Below are 21,375 nucleotides of genomic sequence, written 5' to 3'. Positions count from 1 at the left end.
CCCCCTCTGATTGAAGGGGTCTCGCCCGTGATCGATACTCTCCTCAAAGCATGGTCCCGTCTGGAGACCGTGCTGATCGGCCTGCTGGTGCTCTGTGCGTTGTTCACCTTCATGGGCGGCGCGGCGGTGCGGGTGCTGGCACCACAGCATGCCGTCGACTGGGCCGACGAGGTCGCGCTCTATTTCATCGTCTGGGCCAGCATCATCGCCGGCTCCGTTCTGGCGGCCGAGGGGCGTCATATCAACACCGAGATCGTCACCGGCGCCCTGCCCGCCCGCTGGCAGAAGGCCGCGGCGATCTTCACCTTCGTGCTGACCCTGGCCTTCTGCGCCACCATGGCGTGGTATGGCTGGGAAGCCTTTGAATTCTCGAAGATGCTCGACGACCGCTCGGGATCGTCGCTGCGCACGCCGCAGGCTTGGTTCCTGTTCCTCGCCCTGCCCGTCGGCATGGGCCTGATGGTGGCCAAGATGCTGCTGCTGGCGATCAAGGGCCGAGGCATCACCACCGCGCCAGAAATCCCCGGAAAGGTCGAGTAACATGGAAGCCCTTCTCGGCCTTGGCGGCATGCTGGTGCTGATGGCGCTCGGCGCGCCGATCTTCGTGGCGCTGGGCGTTGCGGCCATGGTCATGCTGTCCTTCGAGGGCCGTCCGCTGTTCGACGCGGCGATGACCTCGGTGTCGGGCATCAACTCGACCACATTCCTCGCCGTACCGTTTTTCGTGATGGCCGCGACCTTCATGCAAAGGGGCGGCATCGCCCGGATCATCATCGACGCAGCCGAGGCCTGGGTCGGCCATTTCCGTGGCGGGCTGGGTCTGGTCTGCGTCGTCGCAACCACGCTTTTCGCGGCGATCTCGGGCTCGTCGGTCGTCACCGCCATGGCGATGGGCACCTTCCTGATCCCCGCCATGATGGCGCGCGGCTATGACCGGCCCTTCGCCTTGGGCACCGTAGGCGCCTCGGGCACCTTGGGCATCCTGATCCCGCCGTCGCTGTCGATGATCCTCTACGGCCTGATCGCCGAAGTCTCGGTCCCGAGGCTGTTCCTTGCCGGCGTGATCCCGGGCCTGATCCAAGCCATCATCCTCGCCGCCGTGGTCATGGTGATCTCGCGCAAGCGCGGCTTTGCCTCGGGCACGCGGGTCTCGGGCGAGGAGTTCGTGAAACGCAATCTGCGCGCCCTGCCCGCGCTGTTCATCCCGATCTCGGTCTTCGTCGGCATCTACACCGGCATCACCACGGTCACCGAATCCGCCGGGGTCGCAGCGATTTCCTCGGTGCTGATCGCCGTGTTGATCTACCGCGAGGTCGGCTGGAAGGACGTGTTCGGCATGACCGCCGAGGCGATGAAAGCGGCCTCGGCCGTGACCTTCATCGTCATGTTCGCCATGCTGTTCGCCCATTGGATCACCGGATCGGGCATCCCCACGCAGCTGGTCCATTGGGCCACCGACACCGGGCTTGAGCCCTGGCAATTCCTGATCGCGCTCAACATCATCATGCTCATCATGGGGATGTTCCTCGATGCCGTCGCGGTGCTGCTGATCGTGACGCCCATCGTGCTGCCCTTGCTGTCGTCCCTTGGCATCGACCCCATTCATTTCGGCATCGTGCTGATCGTGAACATGGAAATCGCCTTCCTCACCCCGCCGATCGGGCTGAACCTGTTCGTTCTGTCCTCCATCGCCCGCGCGCCCCTCAGTGAGGCCATCAAGGGTGTCCTGCCCTTCGTGCTGGCGATGGTCGGCTTCCTCCTCCTTGTCACCTACGTCCCGGAGATATCGCTATGGCTGCCGACGACGGTCTTCGCCCGATGAGTGCCATCCCCCATGACTGGGACCCGCATGGCGACCAGACGCTCGCCGACCCACAGGCCGAACTGGCGCGGCTGCGCGAGGGCTGCCCGGTCGCCGGCTCGCAGAATTGGGGCGGGTTCTACACGCTGACAAAGTATGCCGACGTGGTGCAGGCCTCGAAGGACTACGAGACCTTCACCGCAACCAAGCAGACGGTGATCCCCAGTTCGCCCCGCGCCGGTCTGCCGCGCCTGCCGCTGCAGAAGGACCCGCCCGAGGCCAACCGCTATCGCAAGGGTCTGAACCTGTTCTTCAAGGAGAACCGGATCCGTGCCATCGAGGCCCCCCTGCGCGCGTTGGCCGAGGAATTGGCGACCAGCTTGCAAGCCTCCAACGCCCCCGAGTTCGGCGAGGGCTTCGCCGCGCCCTTCACGGTCGGCTCGCTCTGCATCCTCGCTGGCATGGACCTGTCGGAATCCGAGGAACTGGGGCATCTCGGCCATGATTACGTCGCCGCCGTCCAGCGGGGTGACCTGTCCACGGCCGGCGGCATCAGCCGTCAGATCGACGGCTTCGCGCTGGCCTTGGTCGAGGACCGCATGAAGGCCCCGCGCGATCCTGAGACGGACATCGTCTCGGGCCTTATGGCCTACACGCCCGAGGGGGGCGCCTACAGTTTCGAGGAACTGGCCGGCATGGTCCGCCTCATGCTGATCGGCGGCCATGTCGTGCCGCGCAACTTCCTCTGCTCGATGGCCTGGCATCTGGCGCAGGCCCCGGATCTTCAGACCCGCCTGCGCGCGGATCAGGTCGACCGGCGCCTGTTGATCGAGGAAATGCTGCGCTGCTATTCGCCCAATCAGGCGCTGGTGCGCGTCGCCACCCAAGACACCGAAATGCGTGGCACCAAGATCCCCGAGGGCTGCCCCGTCGCGCTGAACTTCCTCTCGGCCAACCGAGACCCTGAGGTCTTCCCCGCCCCCATGCGCTTCATCGAGGACCGCAGCCCCAACCGCCACATCGCCTTCGGCATCGGTCCGCATCTGTGCATCGGCCAGTCGGTGGCGAAGCTTCAGGCGCGGATCACCCTCGACGTGCTGGCCTCCCTGCCCCCGTTCCGACTGGGCGAGCCGGTGCAATGGGCGCGCTGGACGGAATACGGCGTGACCAAGCTGGGGCTCGTGTTCCAATGACCCATACCCCTGATTTCATCGTCCCCGAGGTCGAGGATTTCGACAGCCCCCATGCCCTGTTCGCTGAGCTGCGCGGCCATTGCCCGGTCGCCTGGGCCGAGGAGATGGGTGGCTTCTGGGCCGTCACCAAACACGCCGACATCTGCCGCGTGCTGACCGAGTGGCAGACCTTCACGACGACCGTGCAGAATGTCGTGCCCCCGGTGGCCACGACCCAGCGCCGCCCGCCCCTGCACCTCGATCCGCCCGGCAACATCCCCTACCGCAATGCCGTCCTGCGCTTCCTCAGCCCGCGCCGGATCGAGGCGTGGAAACCCGTGATCGCGAAAATGGTGGCCGACCATCTCGACCCCTGGATCGCCCGCGGCGGCGGCGATATCTGCGCGGGCTTCTCGTTCATCCTGCCGATCGCCCTGCTGGCCGAGTTCTTCCGGCTGAACCCTCAGGACGCCGAGGAAATCCGCCTCGTCGGCGCCGAGTTCAACATGGCCCTGCAACGGCAGGATTTCGACACGTTGCGCGAACGCTCGGACGCGCTTTATAACATCGCCGCGCGGCTCATTGAGGACCGCAAGGCCAACCCGCAGGACCCCGATCTGGACCCGGTGTCGAACCTCCTCGCCGTCCGTTGGGAGGGCGAGGCGCTGCCCGATGACAAGATCCTCGGCGCGCTGCGGCAATTCCTGCTGGTCGGCATCATCGCCCCCACGACCTTCATCGGCTCGATGGCCGTGCATCTGGCGCGCCACCCCGAGCACCACGCCGAGCTGACAGAGAACCCCGACCTGATGCCGGTGGCGCTGGAGGAACTCCTACGCCTCTACACGCCCTATCGCGGCTTCGCCCGCACCGCGCGGCACGACGTGGAACTGGGCGGCAAGCTGGTGAAGGTGGGCGATCCGCTGGCGGTGGTCTTCACCTCGGGCAACCGCGACGGCGATGTCTTCCCCGAGCCCGACACCTACCGGCTGGACCGCGGCGAGACCGACCTCGTGACCTTCGGGCGCGGCCCGCACATGTGCCCCGGCGCACCGTTGGCCCGGGTCCTTTTGGAGGAGGTCTTGCGCCAGATCACCGGGAAGGTGACGCGCTTCACCCTGCTGCAAGCGCCCGAGATGACCCGCTGGCCGGAATACGGCCCCCTCTCGGTGCATCTCGCGCTGGAGCCCCGATAGCAAAACGCGCGGACCCGAGGGCCCGCGCGTTCTCCATTGTTTACAGGAACATCCCGCCCGAGGCTTCCAGCCGCTGGCCCGTCACCCAGCGCCCGGCTTCCGAGCACAGGAAGGCAACGACCCCGCCGATATCGCCCGGCAGACCGGCCCGGCCCAGCGCCGTGTTCGAGGCCACGAAGGCGTTGACCAGCGGCGTGTCGCGCACTGCACCCCCGCCGAAATCGGTCTCGATCGCCCCCGGCGCCACGGCGTTGACGCGGATGCCCCGCGCGCCCAGTTCCTTCGCCTGATAGCGCGTCAGCACCTCGACCCCGCCCTTCATCGTCGCATAGGCCGCATAGCCCGGCGAGCTGAACCGCGCGAGGCCGGTCGAGATATTGACCACCGAGGCCCCGTCCGCGAGCTGTCCCAGCAGCGCCTGCGTCAGGAAGAACGGCGCCTTCAGGTGGATCGCCATCAGCTGGTCGAATTGCGCCTCACTGGTCTCGGCAAAGCTGGCGTGGATGCCGATGCCGGCGTTGTTGATCAGCGCGCCCAGTTTCTCGCCGCCGATCGCCCGGTCCAGCGCCGCCGCGAAGGTCTCGAACCCGCCGGCTTCGACGTCCAGCGGCAGGGCCACGGCGCGGCGGCCCATCGCCTCGATCTCGGCCACCACCTCGGCGGCCTTGGCCGCGTTGCCGAGGTAGGTCAGCGCCACGTCCCAGCCGCCCTCGGCCAGTTTCAGCGCCATGTCGCGGCCCAGCCCCCGGCTGCCGCCCGTCACCAATGCATAAGTCATGTCCATCTCCTTGGTTGATGGACCCGAGATAGAGCGTCGAACAAATCGGATAAACGCACGTGAATTGACAGCATCCGTCGAAAAATGCGAACAATACCCATGGACCGCATTCGCCAGATGGAAGTCTTTGCCCAGATCGTCGACAGCGGCTCGTTCACCCGCGCCGCGGAGGTTCTGGGCCTGCCGCGCTCGACCCTCTCGACCATGGTGCAGGGGCTGGAGAACCGGCTCGGCGCGCAGCTTCTGCACCGCACGACCCGCGCCCTGCGCCCCACCCCGGACGGGCTGCGCTACCTCGCCCATGCCCGTGGGCTGATCGATGCGATGGACGAAGCCGAGACGCTGTTCTCGGCCGCCCCCGCCGCCCTCACCGGGCATCTGCGCATCGACATGCCCTCGCGGCTGGCGCGGCGGACGGTGATCCCCGCCCTGCCCGAGTTCCTCGACGCGCACCCCGAACTGACGCTGGACCTCTCCGCCACCGACCGGCGCATCGACCTTCTGTCCGAGGGCGTTGATGCCGTGGTGCGCATGGGCGAGCGCGCGGATAGCGAGATGATCTCCCGCGTGCTGGGCTATTCCCCGCAGGCCAGCGTCGCCAGCGCCGACTACATCGCGCGGCACGGCCAGCCCCAGACGCCCGAGGAACTGTCCCAGCACTGGCTGGTGAATTTCGCCCAACACATGCCCGCCCGTACGGCCGAGCTGGAGCTGAAGGGCGCCGTCAGCGTGCCGATGCAGAGCCGCTTCTGCGTCGACAATGCCGAGAGTTATTACGCCGCCGCGCTCTCGGGCCTCGGCATCATCCAGGCCCCGCGCCATTCCTTTGAGGCGGCGCTGCAGGACGGGCGGCTCGTCGAGATCCTGCCCGACCTCGCCCCCGACCCGATGACCGTGAGCTTCCTCTACCCCAGCCGCCGCAACCTCGCCCCCCGCGTGCGCGCCTTCGCCGATTGGCTGGAGGCCCTGCTCAAGCGCCGGGGCGTGACGCGCTAGGGCTCAGGCGGGGGCCGGGAAGACGCGGCTTTGCTTGATCACGCCGAAGACGAGGCTGGTGGAAATCGAGGCGATGCCGGTGATCCGGTGCAGCCGGTTGCGCACGAAATCCTCGTAGGCATCCAGATCCGCGACCAGCACCCGCAGCAGGTAATCCGCCTCGCCGGTCAACAGATGGCAGTCGAGGATCTCGTCGATATCCTGCACCCGGTTTTCAAACCGTGCGACGGCCTCCAGATCATGCCGCGCCAGTGTGATGCGGATGAAGGCGGTGACCGCCAGCCCGCAGGCCTTGGGATCGGCGGCGGCGGTATAGCCGGTGATCACGCCGCGCTCCTCCATCAGCCGCACGCGCCTGAGGCAGGGCGAGGGCGAGAGGTTCACCTCGGCCGAGAGATCCTGATTCGTCATTCGCCCGTCGCGCTGCAACGCGCGCAGGATCTGCCAATCCTTGGCATCCATCTCAGACATTGCGCCCCTCACTTCTCATTCCTGCCAATAATTGACCCAATCATGGCAGTCTTTGGCAGCCGTTGCCAGAGCCTCGGGCCTAACCTGATGCCAACAAGGTTCAACAGGGAACACGACCATGACCAAAGGCTTCGCCACCCGCGCCATCCATCTCGGCCACGATCCGCGCGACCATCAGGGCGCGTTGACCCCGCCTTTGCACCTGTCCTCGACCTTTGCCTTCGACAGCGTCGAGCAGGGCAGCGCGATCTTCGCCGGCGAGGCACAGGGCCATGTCTATTCCCGCATCTCGAACCCGACGACCGACCTGCTGGAGCGCCGGGTCGCCGCGCTGGAGGGGGCCGAGGCGGGGCTGGCGCTGGCCTCGGGCATGGGGGCGATCACTTCGGTGATGTGGACGCTGTTGCAGCCCGGCGACGAGGTGATCTGCGACGAAACACTCTATGGCTGCACCTTCGCCTTCTTCCAGCACGGCCTCGCGCGGTTCGGGATCACCATCACCCATGTCGACCTGACCGACCCCGAGGCGCTGGCGGCCGCGATCAGCCCCCGCACCCGTGTCGTGTATTTCGAGACCCCGGCCAACCCGAACATGCGCCTCGTCGACATCGCCGGGATCAGCGCCATCGCTCACAAGGCCGGCGCGACGGTGGTTGTCGACAACACCTATGCCACGCCCGTGCTGACCCGGCCCATTGAGCTGGGGGCCGATGTTGTCGTGCATTCGGCGACGAAATACATGGGCGGGCATGGCGACCTCGTGGCCGGGATCGCGGTCGGTACAGCCGAGATGATGGCGCAGGTGCGGCTGGTGGGCATGAAGGACATGACCGGCTCGGTGATGGCGCCCTTCACGGCGATGCTGGTGCTGCGGGGCCTGAAGACGCTGAAGCTGCGCATGCAGGCCCATTGCGCCAACGCGCTGGCGGTGGCCGAGTGGCTGGAGACGCATCCCGCCGTCGCCCGTGTCGATTATCCGGGCCTCAAATCCTTCCCGCAGCACGCGCTGGCCGCGCGTCAGATGCCCGGCTTCGGCGCGATGATCGCCTTCGAGCTGAAGGGCGGGTTGGAGGCCGGACGGGCGATGATGAACCGGCTCGACCTCATCCGCCGCGCCGTGTCGCTGGGCGATGCCGAGAGCCTGATCCAGCATCCGGCCTCGATGACCCATTCGACCTACACGCCCGAGGAGCGCGCCCGCCATGGCATCGCCGAGGGGCTGGTGCGGCTGTCGGTGGGGCTGGAAGAGGTCGAGGATCTGCTTGCCGATCTCGGCCAAGCGCTTGATAACACGCTGGCAGCGGCTGCGTGACTGACGAAAGGGCCCAAATGCAACTCGATATCGCCATCGGCTCGAACCTTCGCAAATCGCCTTACTATGAGGCGACGATCCGCGCCGGCGTCCGGTCCTTCTCGGTCTACAACCACATGCTGATCCCGGCCCATTTCGGCGACCCCGAGGGCGAGTATCGCCGCCTGATGGAGGGCGTGGCGATGTGGGACGTGGCCGCCCAAAGGCAGGTCGAGCTGAACGGCCCCGACGCCGCCAAGCTCGCCCAGTACCTGACCCCGCGCAATCTGGCGGGGACCAAGCTGGGCCAAGGCCGCTACGTGCCGATCTGCGATTATGACGGGCATCTGATCAACGACCCGGTGCTGCTGAAACTCAGCGACACGCGCTTCTGGCTCTCGGTCGCGGATAGCGACATCCATCTCTTCGCGCAGGCCATCGCGCGGGAGAAAGGCTGGAACGTCAAGGTCCTCGAGCCCGATGTGTCGCCGCTGGCGATCCAGGGGCCGAAGGCTACGGACCTCGTCGCGCAAATGTTCGGCGACTGGGTGCGGGAGCTGAAGTACTTCTGGTTCCGCGAGACCGAACTCGACGGCATCCCGATGGTGCTGGCGCGTTCGGGCTGGTCGAAACAGGGCGGGTTCGAGCTGTATCTCACCGACGCGACCAAGGGCGAGGCGCTTTGGGACAAGGTGGCCGAGGCCGGACGCGCCTTCGGCATCGGCCCCGGCGCCCCCAACGATATCGAACGGATCGAGAGCGGGCTTGTCTCCTATGGCTCGGACATGCGGCTGCAGGTGACCCCGGCGGACCCGTTCGAGATGGGGCTCGGTGCGCTGGTGGACCTCGAGGGCGGGCATGATTTCGTCGGCCGCGCGGCGCTGATGGCCAAGGCCAAGACCCCGCCCGTGCGCCGTCGCGTGGGACTCTGGGTCGAGGGGCGGCCCGAGGCGGCAGGCAATCCGGTCGCGCTCATGCACGGCGGCAAGGAGGTGGGCGTGATGAGCGACCTCGCCTATTCGCCCCGCCTCGGTCGCAGCATCGGCATGGCGCTTCTGGCCTCGGACATCCCGCTCGGCGCCGTGGGGCTGACGGCCGCTCTGCCCTCGGGCGCGGTCGCGGTCACGCCGACGGAGCTGCCTTTTTCGGCCTAAAGCGTCCGTGCGAGGTCGGCCTTGACCCGCCGCAGGGGGATCGAGCTTTCCAAGGATGCCACGCCCGGCACCTTGGTCAGCTTCCCCGTGAGGAAGGTCTCGAACGCCCCCAAGGACGAGGTCGCGACGCGCAGCAGGTAGTCGCGGTTGCCGGTCATCAGCCAGCAATCGACGACCTCCGGGAAAGCGCGCACCGCGGCCTCGAAACTGGCCAAGGCGCCGTCGATCTGCCGGTCGAGCCGCACCGAAACGAAGACCGAAACGCCATAGCCCAGCGCGGCCTCGTCGAGAATCGCGCGGTATCCTGCTATGGTACCCGCGTCTTCCAGGCGCTTGATGCGCCGCGCCACGGCCGAGGGCGAGAGGCCAACCGCCTCGCTGATCTCCTGCACCGAGGCGCGGCCATCGCCCTGCAGCCGGCGCAGGATGCGGCGGTCGATCTCGTCAAGAACGGTGGTTTCCATCGTCAACTCCCATCCCGACGCCGGTTTCCGTCCTTTTCTGCCGCGCCGGCGCCAAGATTGCAAACACCCACCATCCGCCCCGCGCTATGCTCGCGCGACCGACCGGAGGAGCCTCATGACCGACCAACTCGACATCCTGCACCGCCGCCTGTTGTGGCTCGCCTGCTGGACCGTGCACAATGCCAACCACCTGCGCCCCAAGGGCGAGGGCGATGTGAAGGTCGGCGGGCATCAGGCCTCGTCCGCTTCGATGGCGGCGATCCTGACGGCGCTCTATTTCCACGCCCTGCGGCCCGAGGATCGGGTGGCGGTCAAGCCCCATGCCTCGCCGGTTTTCCATGCGATCCAGTACCTGATGGGCAACCAGACGCGCGCGAAGCTGGAGAATTTCCGCGGCTATGGCGGCGCCCAGAGCTATCCGTCGCGCACCAAGGATATCGACGATGTCGATTTCTCGACGGGCTCGGTGGGTCTGGGAGCGGCGATGCCGCTCTTTGCCTCCATCGCTCAGGATTACCTCGCCGGCCACGGCCGCGCCGCACCTCTGGGCCGGATGGTCGCGCTGATCGGCGATGCGGAACTCGATGAGGGCAATATCTACGAGGCCCTGCAGGAGGGCTGGAAGCACGATCTGCGCAACACCTGGTGGATCATCGACTATAACCGCCAGTCGCTCGACGGTGTCGTGCGCGAGGGGCTGTTCAAGCGGATCGAGGCGATCTTCTCGGCCTTCAGCTGGCGCGTGGTGCGGGTGAAATACGGCGCGCTGCAACGCGCGGCCTTCGCGGAACCGGGCGGCGAGGCGCTGAAGGGCTGGATCGACAACTGCCCCAACCAGCTCTATTCCGCGCTGACCTTCCAGGGCGGGGCGGCCTGGCGCAAGCGGCTGATGGAGGATCTGGGCGACCAAGGCCCGGTCACCGCGCTGATCGAGAAACGCTCGGACCCCGAGCTCTCGGCGCTGATGGAGAACCTCGGCGGCCATTGCCTGCCGACGCTCTGCGAGGCCTTCGACGAGGCCAAGGACGAGACGCCGACAGTCTTCCTCGCCTATACGATCAAGGGCTGGGGCACGCCGCTCGCCGGTCACAAGGACAACCATGCCGGGCTGATGACGCCCTCGCAGATGGCCGGGTTCCAGAAGGTCATGGGCGTGCCCGAGGGGCAGGAATGGGAGCCCTTCGCCGCCGTGGAGGACAAGAAGGCCCTGCAGGACTTCCTGTCCAAGGTCCCCTTCTTCGCCAAGGGCCGCCGCCGCTATTCCGCGCCTGCCCTGCCCGCCCCCGGCGTGCAGCCCTTCAGCGAGAAGGCGCTGTCGACGCAGCAGGGCTTCGGCAAGGTGCTGGACGAAATCGCCAAGAAAGGTGGCCCGCTCGCCGACCGCATCGTCACCATGTCGCCCGATGTGACGGTCAGCACCAATCTCGGCCCCTGGGTCAACCGGCGCGGGCTGTTCGCGCGGGACATTCAGGCCGATACCTTCCGCGACCAGAACATCCCCTCCACGCAGAAATGGGCCTTCGGGCCCGAGGGGCAGCATATCGAATTGGGCATCGCCGAGATGAACCTGATGCTGATGCTGGGTGCTGCCGGCCTGTCGCATTCGCTGTTCGGCGAGCGGCTCATTCCCATCGGCACGGTCTATGACCCCTTCGTCGCCCGCGGCCTCGATGCGCTGAACTACGCCTGCTATCAGGATTCGCGCTTCATGCTGGTCGGCACGCCTTCGGGCGTGACGCTGGCGCCCGAAGGCGGCGCGCATCAATCCATCGGCTCACCGCTGATCGGCATGTCGCAAGACGGCATCGCCGCTTTCGAGCCCGCCTATCTGGATGAACTCGCGCTGATCATGGACTGGTCCTTCGACTACCTCCAGCGCGATGGCGAGGGCGATCCGGACGAGCGGACCTGGCTGCGCGACGAGACCGGCGGTTCGGTCTATCTGCGCCTGTCGACGCGGCCCGTGGAGCAACCCCTGCGCCGCGCCGATCCCGATTTCGCGCAGGGCGTGATCGACGGCGCCTATTGGCTGCGCGAGCCCGGCCCGAATGCCGAGGTAGTCATCGCCTATCAGGGCTGCGTCGGGCCTGAGGCCATCGAGGCCGCCGGCCGCATCGCCGAGGGTCGCCGCGACGTGGGCGTCCTCGCCGTGACCTCGGCCGACCGGCTGAACGCGGGCTGGACGGCGGCCCAGCGCGACCGCGCGCGTGGCCATCACGGCGCCATGTCCCATATCGAGCGGATCATGGGACGCCTGCCCGCGCATTGCACGCTGATCACGGTGATCGACGGCCATCCGGCGACTTTGGCGTGGCTCGGCGGTGTCGCGGGGCATCGCACGGTGCCCTTGGGGGTCGAGCATTTCGGCCAGACCGGCACCATCGCCGATCTCTACCACCATTTCGGCATCGATGCGGATGCGATCACCGCCGCCGCCAGCCGTCTGGCCCCGGGACGCCCCCTGCGCTCGGTTTCGTAAAGCGGATGAACCAAATCCGTTGATCCCGGCGTGGCTCTCTGCCAGAACCGCGCCGGGAGAGACGGAGGGTTTCATGGATAAGGTCCTGATTGCGGGCGGCGGCATTGCCGGCCTGACCACGGCGCTGACACTGCATCAGATCGGCGTGCCCTGCCTCGTGCTGGAATCGGTGCGCGAGCTGAAACCCCTGGGCGTCGGCATCAACCTGCAGCCCAACGCGGTGCGCGAACTCTTCGACCTCGGGATCGACGCGGCGACGCTCGATGGCGTCGGCCTGCCCGCCCGCGAATGGGCGCTCGTTGGCCTCAACGGCAACGATGTCTATGCCGAGAAGCGCGGGCTGGAAGCCGGCTACAACTGGCCGCAATACGCCGTCCATCGCGGCGATTTCCACATGTTGCTCTATCGGACGGTGCTGGAACGCCTCGGCGCGGACAGCGTGATCACCGGCGCGCGGGTCACCGGCTATCGTCAGGACGACCACGGCGTCACCGCGCTCTTGGAAGACGGACGCGAGATCGCGGGGTCGATGCTGATCGGCGCCGACGGGATCCACTCCGCCATCCGCGCGCAGATGCATCCTCAGCAGCCGCCGATCCATTGGGGCGGCGCGGTGATGTGGCGCGGCGTGACACGCGCGAAGCCCATCCGCACCGGATCGAGCTTCGTCGGTCTCGGCACGCATCGGCACCGGATGGTAATCTACCCGATCTCGCATCCCGATGCGGATGGCCTCGCCGATGTGAACTGGATCGCCGAGGTCACCTATGACGACCCCTCGGCGCATGAGAATACCGGCTGGTTCCGGCAGGTGGGGATCGAGGATTTCGCCCATCATTTCGACGGCTGGACCTGGGATTGGCTGGATGTGCCGGGCCTGATCCGGGGCGCCTCGGTCGCCTATGAGAACCCGATGATCGACCGCGATCCCATCGAGACGTGGCAGGACGGCCGCGTGCTGCTGATCGGCGATGCGGCGCATGCGATGTATCCGACCGGCTCGAACGGCGCCTCACAAGCGATCATCGACGCGCGAACCTTGGGCGCGATGATGGTGGCACACGGGGCCAACCCGGCTGCGCTGCAATCCTTCGACGAGACGCTTTGCGGACCGGTCTCGGCCCTGATCCTGCGCAACCGCGGCGCGGGCCCCTTCGGGCTGCTCAATCTGGTGGATGACCGCTGCGGCGGCGAGTTCGACAATATCGACGACGTGATCCCGCCCGAGGAACGCGCGGCCTTCATGGCCGGCTACAAGAAGGCCGCGGGCTTCGCCATCGAGGCGCTGAACGCCGCCGCGCCCACCATCGCACCGGGGGCCAAGGTCCGCGCCTAACAGCGGATCTTGGCCAGCCGCGCCTTGGCGAGGGCGATCCCCTCGGCCATCGCGCGGTAGAATTCCGCCATGCCGCAGAGCCGTCGCCGCGCCGATTGGTCGCCCGGCAGCGCATCGGCGAAGTCCTGCACCGAACTCGCGGTCTGCAGTACGCGCTCGCGCAACGAGGTGAGCATGACTTCGAAGCTTTCCTCGGCGATGCGGAAGTAATCCTGCCGGTCTCCCGCGCGGTTCTCCTTCACGATGGTGCCCTTGTGCACCAGCAACTTGGCGTTGGCGCTGATCGACCCGCGCGAGACGCCCAACTCCTCGGCCAGCTCTGAGAACGACCGCGCGTCACCATCGAAGATCAACAACCCCAGAATCCGTCCGGCAATCGGCGACAGGCCCTGCTGCTCCAGCGCGCGGCCCATGAAGTCGATAAACTCGGTGCGAATGGTGGAAATCTCGGCGGTCATGGCCCATCCTTCTGACACGTCCAATTCTAAAGCATCGTATCGTTCATTCAAGGCTGAACGCTCCTTGACCGCGCGCAAGCGACCCCCTATTTGCGTTCAGTTGAAATTGAACACAATGGCGCCCCCGGTGCCGAACAGCCGGAGGACCGGATGCGTCTGACCCTACCCTTCGCGGCCCTGCTCAGCCTCGCCGCCGTGGCCCCCCTGCCCGCCTTGGCGCAGGACAGCGCCCATGCCCCCGCCGTCACCGTCGCTTCTGCGCAGACCCGGCCGATGCGGCAGGTGGTGCCGGTCACCGGCTCCTTGATCGCGCGCAACGAGGTGCTGGTCTTCCCGCATACCGGCGGCTTTGCCATCACCGCGCTGAATGTCGACGTGGGCGACCGGGTCGCGGCCGGCGACGTGCTGGCCCGCATCGACGAGCGCACGCTGACCCTGCGCGTCGCTCAGGCCGAGGCCGCGCTGTCGAACGCGCAAGCCGCGCGCGGACAAGCCCAAAGCCAGGTTTCGGCCAGCGAGGCGCAGTTGCGGCAGGCCAATCAGGTGCTGGAGCGGATGCGCGCGCTGCGCGAAAGCGGCACCGCCACGCAGGCCTCGCTGGATGAGGCGCTGACCGCGCAGCTTGGGGCCGAGGCCTCGGCACAATCGGCGCGCGACGGGGTACAGGCGGCCGAAGCGGCGCTGGAACAGGCCCGGGCCTCGCTGGAAGTGGCGCAGCTGGATCTGGAGAACGCGACCATCACCGCCCCCGTCGCCGGCATCATCTCGGAACGCAACGGCCAGATCGGTGCCATCGCCGCCACCGCCGGCGAGCCGATCTTCCGCCTGATCGAAGACGGCGTGGTCGAGGCCACGACCGAAGTGCTGGAAACCGAGCTGGTACTGCTGCACCCCGGCGCGCCGGCTCAGCTGCGCATCGCCTCGCTGCCGCCCGTGCAAGGCGAGGTCCGCCGCGTCGCCCCCATCGTCAGCGCCACGACCCGTCTGGGCGAGGTCCGCATCGCGCTGGAGGACAGCGACGGCCTGCGTCCCGGCCTCTATGTCGGCGGCATGGTCGTCGTCGCGGATCGTGAGGGGCTGGCCGTGCCGCTGGCCTCGGTCCTGCGCGACACCGAGGGCAGCTTCGTCTACCGCGTCGACGGCGACAACGCGCTGGAACGGGTCGCGGTCGACACCGGGCTGGCGTGGGAAGGCTGGCAGGAGGTCCTCTCGGGCCTTGACGCCGGGGACGAGGTCGTCGCCCGCGCCGGCGCCTTCTTCGCTGCGGGCGATCACGTCCGCCCGATCCGCGCAGGCGACACGCCGGAGCAGAGCGAATGAACCTCTCGACCTGGTCGATCAAGAATCCCGTCCCGCCGATTGCCGCCTTCCTTGTGCTGGTGATCGCGGGCCTCGTCAGTTTCGGGCGCCTGCCGGTGACCGAGATGCCCAACGTGGACCTTCCGGTGGTGACGATCAGCGTCAGCGCCCCCGGCACCGCCCCCTCCGAGATCGCCAGTCAGGTGATCCAGCCCATCGAGGACGAGGTCAGCGACATCGCCGGTCTCAGGCATATCGAAGCCACGGCCCGCGACGGCTCGGCCTCGCTGACCATCCAGTTCGAGATGGGCACGGATACCGACCGCGCCCTCAATGACGTCAAGGATGCCGTGACCGCCGCGCGCGACCAGATGCCCGACACGACCTCGGACCCGACCGTGCAACGCCTTGATTTCACGGGCCGGCCGATCCTCACCTATGCCGTCGCCGACCAGACGCGCTCCATCGAAGAGCTGTCCACCTTCGTCGACGACGTGGTGGCCCGCAGCCTTCAGGGCGGGGCCGGCGTGGGCTCGGTCACCCGTCTTGGCGGGGCCGAGCGCGAGATCCGCGTGGATCTGGACCCCGACCGCCTGCTGGCACTGAACCTCAGCGCGGCCTCGGTCAGCCAGCAGTTGGCGCAGACGAACCTCGATCAGGGGGGCGGTCAGGGCGATCTCTACGGCTCTGAATACGTGATCCGCGCGCTTGGCTCGGCCCAATCGCTGGAGCAGCTGGCCGCGACGCCGATCCGCCTGCCCACGGGCCAGACGGTGCCGCTGAACCAGCTGGGCAGCGTCACCGACGGCGCCGCCGAAGCCGAGAATTTCGCCCTGTTCAACGGCCGCCCCGTGGTGGCCTTCGGTGTGTTCCGCGCGACTGGGGCCTCGGACCTCGTGGCCGCCGACAGCGCGCGCGAACGGCTGGCCGAGCTGCAGCACGAATACCCCGACACCGCCTTCGAGCTGATCGACGACGCGACGATCTACACCGAGGCCAATTTCGAATCCGCCATGGACACGCTCTACGAGGGCGCGATCCTGGCGATCATCGTGGTGTTCCTGTTCCTGCGCAACTGGCGCGCGACGGTGGTGGCCTTCGTGGCCCTTCCCCTGTCCGCCATTCCGACCTTCATCGTCATGGATTTGCTGGGCTTTTCGCTCAACACCATCTCGCTTCTAGGGATCACGCTGGTGGTCGGCATCCTTGTCGATGACGCCATCGTCGAGATCGAGAACATCGACCGGCACATCCACATGGGACGCCCGGCCTATGAGGCCGCGATGGAAGCCGCGACCGAGATCGGCACGACGGTGATCGCCATCTCGCTGACCATCGTCGCGGTCTTCGCGCCGGTCAGCTTCATGGGCGGCATCGCCGGCGAGTTCTTCAAGCAATTCGGCCTGACGGTGGCCGTGGCCGTGCTGTTCTCGCTGGCCGTGGCCCGCCTGATCACGCCCCTCTTCGCCGCCTATTTCATGCGCTCCAAACCCGGCGCGGGCGAGCATGCGCAGAAAGACGGCTTCCTCATGCGCGGCTATCTGACCGTGCTGCGCTGGACCCTGCGCAACCGCACGATCACGCTGCTGGCGGGCGTCGGCATCTTCGCCGCCTCGATCTATTCCGCGACCTTGCTGCCGCAGGAATTCGTCCCACCCTCGGATGCCGGCCGTTCGGTCGTCTCGGTCGATCTGCCCCCCGGCACGACCCTGTCCGAGGCCCGCGCGGTCGCGCAGCAGATCTCGACCCGGATCGAAGCGGTCGAGGAGGTGGAGCGTGTCTTCGTCAACGGTTCCTCGGCCACGACCCTCAGCATTCAGGTCAATTACGGCGACAAGGAAGAGCGGGACCGCTCCTGGACCCAGATTAACGCCGAGATCGAGGAACGCCTTGCCGACCTGCCCGACGTCCGCGCCTTCGTACTGGGGGCCGAGGGCACGCGCGAGGTGACGATCAACGTGCTGGCCGATACCGAAGCCGCAGCCTCCGAGGCGGCGACGATGTTGCTGCACCAGATGCGCGGCCTGACGGAGCTGCGCGGCGTGGCCTCGGAAGCGGCGCTGCTGCGGCCCGAGATCCAGATCATCCCCAACCCCGACCGCGCAGCCGAGCTGGGCGTGACGGCGGCGACGCTGGCCTCGGCCATCCGGGTGGCGACCATCGGCGATATCGACGCCAACCTCGCGCAGTTCGACGCGGGCGAGGAACGTCTGCCGATCCGCGTGCGCCTGAACGAGGAGACGCGCAACGACATCACCCGGCTGATCGGCTTCCGCATCCCCTCGTCCTCGGGCGCGATGGTGCCCTTGGGCGCGGTGGCGGATATCCGGCTGGCCTCGGGCACCTCGGTGATCGAGCGCTACGACCGCCGCTACCGCGTGTCGATCGAGGCCGACCTTGCCCCCGGCGTCTATCTGGGCCCGGCGACCGAAGCGATCTATGCCCTGCCCGCCAACACCCAGATGCCCGAAGGCGCGGCGATCCAGCCGTCGGGCGATGTGGAGACGATGGGTGAGATCTTCAGCTCGTTCGCTCTGGCGATGGGGGCGGGCCTGATGCTGGTCTATGTGGTGCTGGTCTTGCTGTTCAACAGCTTCGTCACGCCGCTGACGATCATGCTGTCGCTGCCTCTGGCGATCGGCGGCGCGATCTTCGCGCTCTATCTCTATGGCTCGGGGATCGGCCTGTCGGTTGTGATCGGCTTCCTGATGCTGATGGGGATCGTCACGAAGAACGCGATCATGCTGGTCGAATTTGCGCTGGAAGGCGTGAAGGAGGGGCTCGACCGCTCGACCGCGATGATCGAGGCCGGACACAAGCGCGCGCGCCCGATCATCATGACCACCATCGCCATGACGGCGGGCATGATCCCCTCGGCGCTGGCCCATGCCACGGGCGGCGAGTTCCGCGCGCCGATGGCCATCGCGGTGATCGGCGGCCTGCTTCTGTCGACCGCGTTGAGCCTGCTTTTCGTGCCCTCGGTCTTCTCGGTGATGGAGGGGCTGAAGGACCGGCTGCGTTGGCTTCTGTCAAGGATGCTGGGCGGCGAGGCCCTGTCGGCGCACCGCCGGAACTAAGGCCAGATCGGGCAGGAAAGCCCCGCAAACGCAGGGAAAAGGGCGGGTCCGCAGCAGCGGCCCGCCCTTCATTCTTGCACAAAACCGATGACGGCAAGCTTCAGAAATTCATAGAAAATTAAAATGTCAGACCATCAAAAGACTGACATTCAAGCCCGCAAGATCCCTTCGAAAGGCGCCAAGGACTGACTTTCCGGGAAGACCACGCGTTCGGCAAAGCCTGCATCCAGCCCCAGATGCTGGATCAGGATCGTCTTGAACACGGACTCGTAGGCATTCACCGCGCGCAGGTCGCGATCCTCGAACAGCGCCGCCGCACTCAGCCCCGGCCAGTCGCCGGCGATCTGCCCGCCCCTGACCGCACCGCCCGCCAGCATCGCCAGTCCGCCCGTGCCATGGTCGGTGCCCTGACTACCGTTCTCGGCCGCGGTGCGCCCGAACTCCGACGCGACCATGACGACGGTGCGCGACCAGTCCTGCCCCAACCCCTCGCGCAGGGCCAAGAGCCCTTCGGACAGACGCTGGAACAAACGCGGCAGACGCCCCGGCTGGCCGTAATGAGTGTCCCATCCGCTCATCTCCAAGACGCCGATCCGCGGGCCCTCGGGCGCGGCGAGGATATCGGCGGCGGCACGGGCGGCGATGACGAAATTGTCGCGCGTCGGGGCATCAGCGGACATGTCCGGCTCGGGCGTGCCCATGGCGGCGGCCAGCGCCGACTGGAAGGCCGGATCATGGCGATAGACCACGGCCAGCCGCTGCAGGAAATCCTCGTCGAGATCGGGCAGCTGCTCGTTCGACCACGCCTGCACCGGCGCCGGCCCCTGCAGGATCAGCGGCACCGAGGGGCCCAGTGACAGGCCCAGACGCCGGTCGCCGCCGTTCAGCTCGACAATGGCGCGGTTCAGCCAACCATCCCGCGCGCCGTTGGGACGCCCCGTGCCGTTCTCCAGCAAGTTCTGCCCGTCGAAATGCGAACGGTCGCGGTAGCGCGTGGTGGCGGCCGGGATGAAGCTCAACTCGCCCGATTGCCACAGCGGCATCAGTGCCGACAGGTCCTGATGCAGCCCGAAATAGCCGTTGAGGTCGATCGCCCCGCCCTCGGACGGGCGCAAAGGCGCGCCCAGCTGTGGGCGCAGCCGGTGGTAATCGGCATCGGCCCACGGCACCAGCGCGTGCAGGCCATCAAGGCCCCCGCGCAGGAAGACGAAGACGAAGCGGTTGTCCGTGGGGGCCGAGGCGAAGGCCGCGCCCGAGGCCGTCAGCGCCCCGGCGACCCCCGCATAGGCCAGCCCCGTGCCGGTCAGGCGCAGGAAGGAACGGCGGTTCAGCATACTCACCTCCTCTGGAATTCGGGGCTGGAGAAAATCATCGCAAGGCCCGCATCGCCCGAGGGTGCGCGGTGCACCCATGTCTGCGTCACCTCGGGCGCGACGGGGCCGATCGTGGCCTCCATCACCTCGGCCGGGATCAAGGTGCCGGGCAGACGTCCCGCAAAGGCGCGGGCGAATTCCAGCCGGATCATTAGCGATTCCGGTCCCAGCCAATCCTCCGCGCGGTCGCCCCACCCCGCCGGCGAGGGCGCCGAGAACGGATAGGCGCCCAGCAGGTTCAAGGGCTGGAAATAGGTCTCGCGCGTCAGGCGCAGGCCGCTGGCCCGGTGCAGGGCGATGATGAAATCGTGGTGCGATTTGACCTTGGCCAGCGGATCGGCCCAAGCCTCATCGAGCGAGATCAGCGCCGCGGTCACCTGCGCCAGATCACCGTCCGTGTCCTGGAACACGCGGGCGAGTTGGGCGACCGCCGCGTCGGGCGGGTCGTCGGCGATGAAATGGCGCGCCAGTTTCAGCGCGATATGCCGGGCCGTCGAGGGGTGGCGGGCAAGGTCGGCCAGCAGGGACAGGCCTTCTTCCTCGCCGGCCTCGGGGTAGGTCACGCCCAGCACCGTCTTGTCGCCGGGCTGGTGCTGACGCCGGACGAACTGGAAGCGGCCATGCACCCGCTCGTCGCCCCCTCGCCGATAGCCGCCGTGGCTCCAGCCGGTGAGGATCAGCGCGGTCTGCACCACGTCGGCCTGCGCGTAGCCGCCATCGACGCCCAGCGTGTGCAGCTCCAGCAGCTCGCGGGCGAAGTTCTCGTTGAGCGTCGTCTCGATCTCGCGGGTCTCGCGGCGACGCTGCCCGGCTGGCGACTCCGGCCCCACCGAGCGCGTGTTGTCGAGGTAATCGAGCATCGAAGGATGCCGCGCCACGGCCCGCAGCATATCGGCGAAGCGGCCGAAGATATGCGGGCGGATCGCTTCGCGCTCATAGGCGGCAATGGCAGCGCCGTTGCGCGCGCCGCGGGTCAGCGAGACGGTGAAGTGGTTGGACCAGAACTGCACCATCCGCTCGGCCAGAACACCTTCGGTGCGGGTCATGTTGCGGGCCCGGGCCAGAAGCTCGGCCCGAAAATCCTGCCCCATGGCTTGCCGGACCGCTTCGCGTCGGGCCTCCGCGCCTTCGAAGCGGGCAGTGTAGATGCCGGTGATGATCTCATCCGAGGATCGGAACTCGCGCAGCCGATGCGGCAACGGGGCATCGGGGCGGATCTGCGCCAACAGCCAGCCACGCGGGTCATCGCCCATGCGGGCCTCATCCCCCGGCGCGGCACCAACGCCGAAACGGTTGAGCGCGATGAAACTGCCGACACTGCGCATGGGGCCTCCTGCCATTGGGCCGATGGTCGGCCTGTTGCCAAGGTAGCGTGGCTTGGCCCAACCACCAAGCGCGCGCCAAGGCACATTTCCGTGCTTGCGCGGAAAGCTGTCCGGCGCACGGTGCGGTGCCTCTGGTTTCGGCATCAAGGCGGCGTTAGTGTCGCCCCAACCCAGACGGCAGGACGCGTAATGACCCGGATGATCCATATTCTCAACGGCCCGAACCTCAACCTGCTGGGCAAGCGCCAGCCCGAGATCTACGGCCATGACACGCTGGATGATGTGGCTACCCAATGCGCCGAGATCGGCCGCGAGGCCGGGCTGGAGACCTTGCTGCGCCAGTCCAACTGGGAGGGGCAGATCGTCGACTGGATCCACGAGGCCCGCGAACAGGCGGCCGGCATCATCATCAACCCGGCGGCGCTGACCCATACCTCGGTTGCGGTTCTGGACGCGCTCAACACCTTCGAGGGGCCGGTGATCGAGGTCCACATCAGCCAGGTCCACAAGCGCGAAGCCTTCCGCCATCATTCCTACGTCAGCCTGCGCGCCGATGCGGTGATGGCCGGTTTCGGCATTCACGGCTACTCGCTGGCGATGCGGCACATGGCGAAACTGCTGGGGTGAACCCCACAGGCGCCGGCGCGCGCTTATTCCCAAGCAAAAATATCAGGATTGACTTCGGGCCGGGCCGGACGCATGGTG

18 protein-coding genes are annotated in these 21,375 nt (G+C 67.4%); 12 read left to right on the top strand and 6 right to left on the bottom strand.

Going from position 1 to position 21,375, the window contains the following annotated elements; genetic code table 11:
- Positions 1 to 27: 27 nt before the first annotated feature.
- Genes BCY78_RS07070 through BCY78_RS07055 form a run of 4 tightly spaced genes read left to right on the top strand, consistent with a single transcriptional unit; the run spans position 28 to position 4,169 of the window.
- Entirely contained in the window at positions 28 to 540 is a 513-nt protein-coding gene (locus tag BCY78_RS07070; RefSeq protein ID WP_068299810.1) for a TRAP transporter small permease, read from the top strand.
- Position 541: 1 nt separating this feature from the next.
- Positions 542 to 1,822, top strand: a complete 1,281-nt coding sequence (locus tag BCY78_RS07065; RefSeq protein ID WP_068299807.1) for a TRAP transporter large permease — start codon at positions 542 to 544, stop codon at positions 1,820 to 1,822.
- Positions 1,792 to 2,994, top strand: coding sequence for a cytochrome P450 (locus tag BCY78_RS07060; RefSeq protein WP_068299803.1), 1,203 nt, complete (start codon positions 1,792 to 1,794; stop codon positions 2,992 to 2,994). The genes BCY78_RS07065 and BCY78_RS07060 overlap by 31 nt, the downstream gene beginning before the upstream one ends.
- The gene (locus tag BCY78_RS07055) at positions 2,991 to 4,169 is read left to right on the top strand and encodes a cytochrome P450 (protein WP_068299800.1); all 1,179 of its coding nucleotides are present in this window, start codon (positions 2,991 to 2,993) and stop codon (positions 4,167 to 4,169) included. The genes BCY78_RS07060 and BCY78_RS07055 overlap by 4 nt, the downstream gene beginning before the upstream one ends.
- A gap of 40 nt (positions 4,170 to 4,209) precedes the next feature.
- On the opposite strand, the gene BCY78_RS07050 is transcribed toward BCY78_RS07055, so the two are convergent.
- A complete protein-coding gene (locus BCY78_RS07050) occupies positions 4,210 to 4,947 on the bottom strand; it encodes an SDR family NAD(P)-dependent oxidoreductase (RefSeq protein ID WP_083194868.1) in 738 nt (245 codons plus the stop codon).
- A 99-nt stretch (positions 4,948 to 5,046) separates the two neighbouring features.
- Here BCY78_RS07050 and BCY78_RS07045 point away from each other — a divergent pair, with 99 nt between their 5' ends.
- Positions 5,047 to 5,943: a LysR family transcriptional regulator gene (locus tag BCY78_RS07045; protein ID WP_068299796.1), complete on the top strand. Its 897-nt coding sequence runs from the start codon at positions 5,047 to 5,049 to the stop codon at positions 5,941 to 5,943.
- Between the two features lie 3 nt (positions 5,944 to 5,946).
- Here the strand turns inward: BCY78_RS07045 and BCY78_RS07040 are convergent, their stop codons facing one another.
- Positions 5,947 to 6,405, bottom strand: a complete 459-nt coding sequence (locus tag BCY78_RS07040) for an Lrp/AsnC family transcriptional regulator (RefSeq protein WP_068299792.1) — start codon at positions 6,403 to 6,405, stop codon at positions 5,947 to 5,949.
- 127 nt (positions 6,406 to 6,532) lie between these two features.
- Between BCY78_RS07040 and BCY78_RS07035 the strand changes: the two genes are divergently transcribed.
- Positions 6,533 to 7,726: a methionine gamma-lyase gene (locus BCY78_RS07035; protein WP_068299789.1), complete on the top strand. Its 1,194-nt coding sequence runs from the start codon at positions 6,533 to 6,535 to the stop codon at positions 7,724 to 7,726.
- A gap of 17 nt (positions 7,727 to 7,743) precedes the next feature.
- Positions 7,744 to 8,859, top strand: a complete 1,116-nt coding sequence (locus BCY78_RS07030; RefSeq protein ID WP_068299788.1) for a glycine cleavage T C-terminal barrel domain-containing protein — start codon at positions 7,744 to 7,746, stop codon at positions 8,857 to 8,859.
- Here the strand turns inward: BCY78_RS07030 and BCY78_RS07025 are convergent.
- A complete protein-coding gene (locus BCY78_RS07025) occupies positions 8,856 to 9,323 on the bottom strand; it encodes an Lrp/AsnC family transcriptional regulator (RefSeq protein ID WP_068299787.1) in 468 nt (155 codons plus the stop codon). The two genes, BCY78_RS07030 and BCY78_RS07025, sit on opposite strands and share 4 nt — an antisense overlap.
- A gap of 115 nt (positions 9,324 to 9,438) precedes the next feature.
- On the opposite strand from BCY78_RS07025, the gene BCY78_RS07020 reads away from it, so the two are divergent.
- Both BCY78_RS07020 and BCY78_RS07015 read left to right on the top strand, forming a co-directional pair.
- Positions 9,439 to 11,802 (top strand): transketolase, encoded by a 2,364-nt coding sequence (locus BCY78_RS07020; protein WP_068299783.1) that lies wholly within the window; start codon positions 9,439 to 9,441, stop codon positions 11,800 to 11,802.
- Between the two features lie 73 nt (positions 11,803 to 11,875).
- A complete protein-coding gene (locus tag BCY78_RS07015; protein WP_068299780.1) occupies positions 11,876 to 13,138 on the top strand; it encodes a flavin-dependent oxidoreductase in 1,263 nt (420 codons plus the stop codon).
- On the opposite strand, the gene BCY78_RS07010 is transcribed toward BCY78_RS07015, so the two are convergent.
- Positions 13,135 to 13,596 (bottom strand): GbsR/MarR family transcriptional regulator, encoded by a 462-nt coding sequence (locus tag BCY78_RS07010; protein ID WP_068299777.1) that lies wholly within the window; start codon positions 13,594 to 13,596, stop codon positions 13,135 to 13,137. The genes BCY78_RS07015 and BCY78_RS07010 overlap by 4 nt on opposite strands.
- A 150-nt stretch (positions 13,597 to 13,746) precedes the next feature.
- Between BCY78_RS07010 and BCY78_RS07005 the strand changes: the two genes are divergently transcribed.
- Complete coding sequence (locus BCY78_RS07005; protein ID WP_068299774.1) at positions 13,747 to 14,916, top strand: efflux RND transporter periplasmic adaptor subunit; 1,170 nt, start codon at positions 13,747 to 13,749, stop codon at positions 14,914 to 14,916.
- Positions 14,913 to 17,972 (top strand): efflux RND transporter permease subunit, encoded by a 3,060-nt coding sequence (locus BCY78_RS07000; RefSeq protein ID WP_068299771.1) that lies wholly within the window; start codon positions 14,913 to 14,915, stop codon positions 17,970 to 17,972. The genes BCY78_RS07005 and BCY78_RS07000 overlap by 4 nt, the downstream gene beginning before the upstream one ends.
- Positions 17,973 to 18,121: 149 nt before the next feature.
- Here the strand turns inward: BCY78_RS07000 and BCY78_RS06995 are convergent, their stop codons facing one another.
- Together BCY78_RS06995 and BCY78_RS06990 are read right to left on the bottom strand one after the other, a co-directional pair.
- Positions 18,122 to 19,306 (bottom strand): DUF1501 domain-containing protein, encoded by a 1,185-nt coding sequence (locus BCY78_RS06995; RefSeq protein ID WP_068299770.1) that lies wholly within the window; start codon positions 19,304 to 19,306, stop codon positions 18,122 to 18,124.
- 2 nt (positions 19,307 to 19,308) lie between these two features.
- Complete coding sequence (locus BCY78_RS06990) at positions 19,309 to 20,670, bottom strand: DUF1800 family protein (protein ID WP_158515907.1); 1,362 nt, start codon at positions 20,668 to 20,670, stop codon at positions 19,309 to 19,311.
- Between the two features lie 189 nt (positions 20,671 to 20,859).
- Between BCY78_RS06990 and aroQ the strand changes: the two genes are divergently transcribed.
- A complete protein-coding gene (gene aroQ, locus BCY78_RS25190; RefSeq protein ID WP_068299765.1) occupies positions 20,860 to 21,297 on the top strand; it encodes a type II 3-dehydroquinate dehydratase in 438 nt (145 codons plus the stop codon).
- Positions 21,298 to 21,375: the final 78 nt, after the last annotated feature.

This window comes from Pararhodobacter sp. CCB-MM2 (assembly GCF_001691415.1).
Lineage (GTDB): Bacteria > Pseudomonadota > Alphaproteobacteria > Rhodobacterales > Rhodobacteraceae > Pararhodobacter.
The sequence above is the reverse complement of the archived record's forward strand: the minus strand, read 5'-3'. Positions and strand labels throughout refer to the sequence as shown.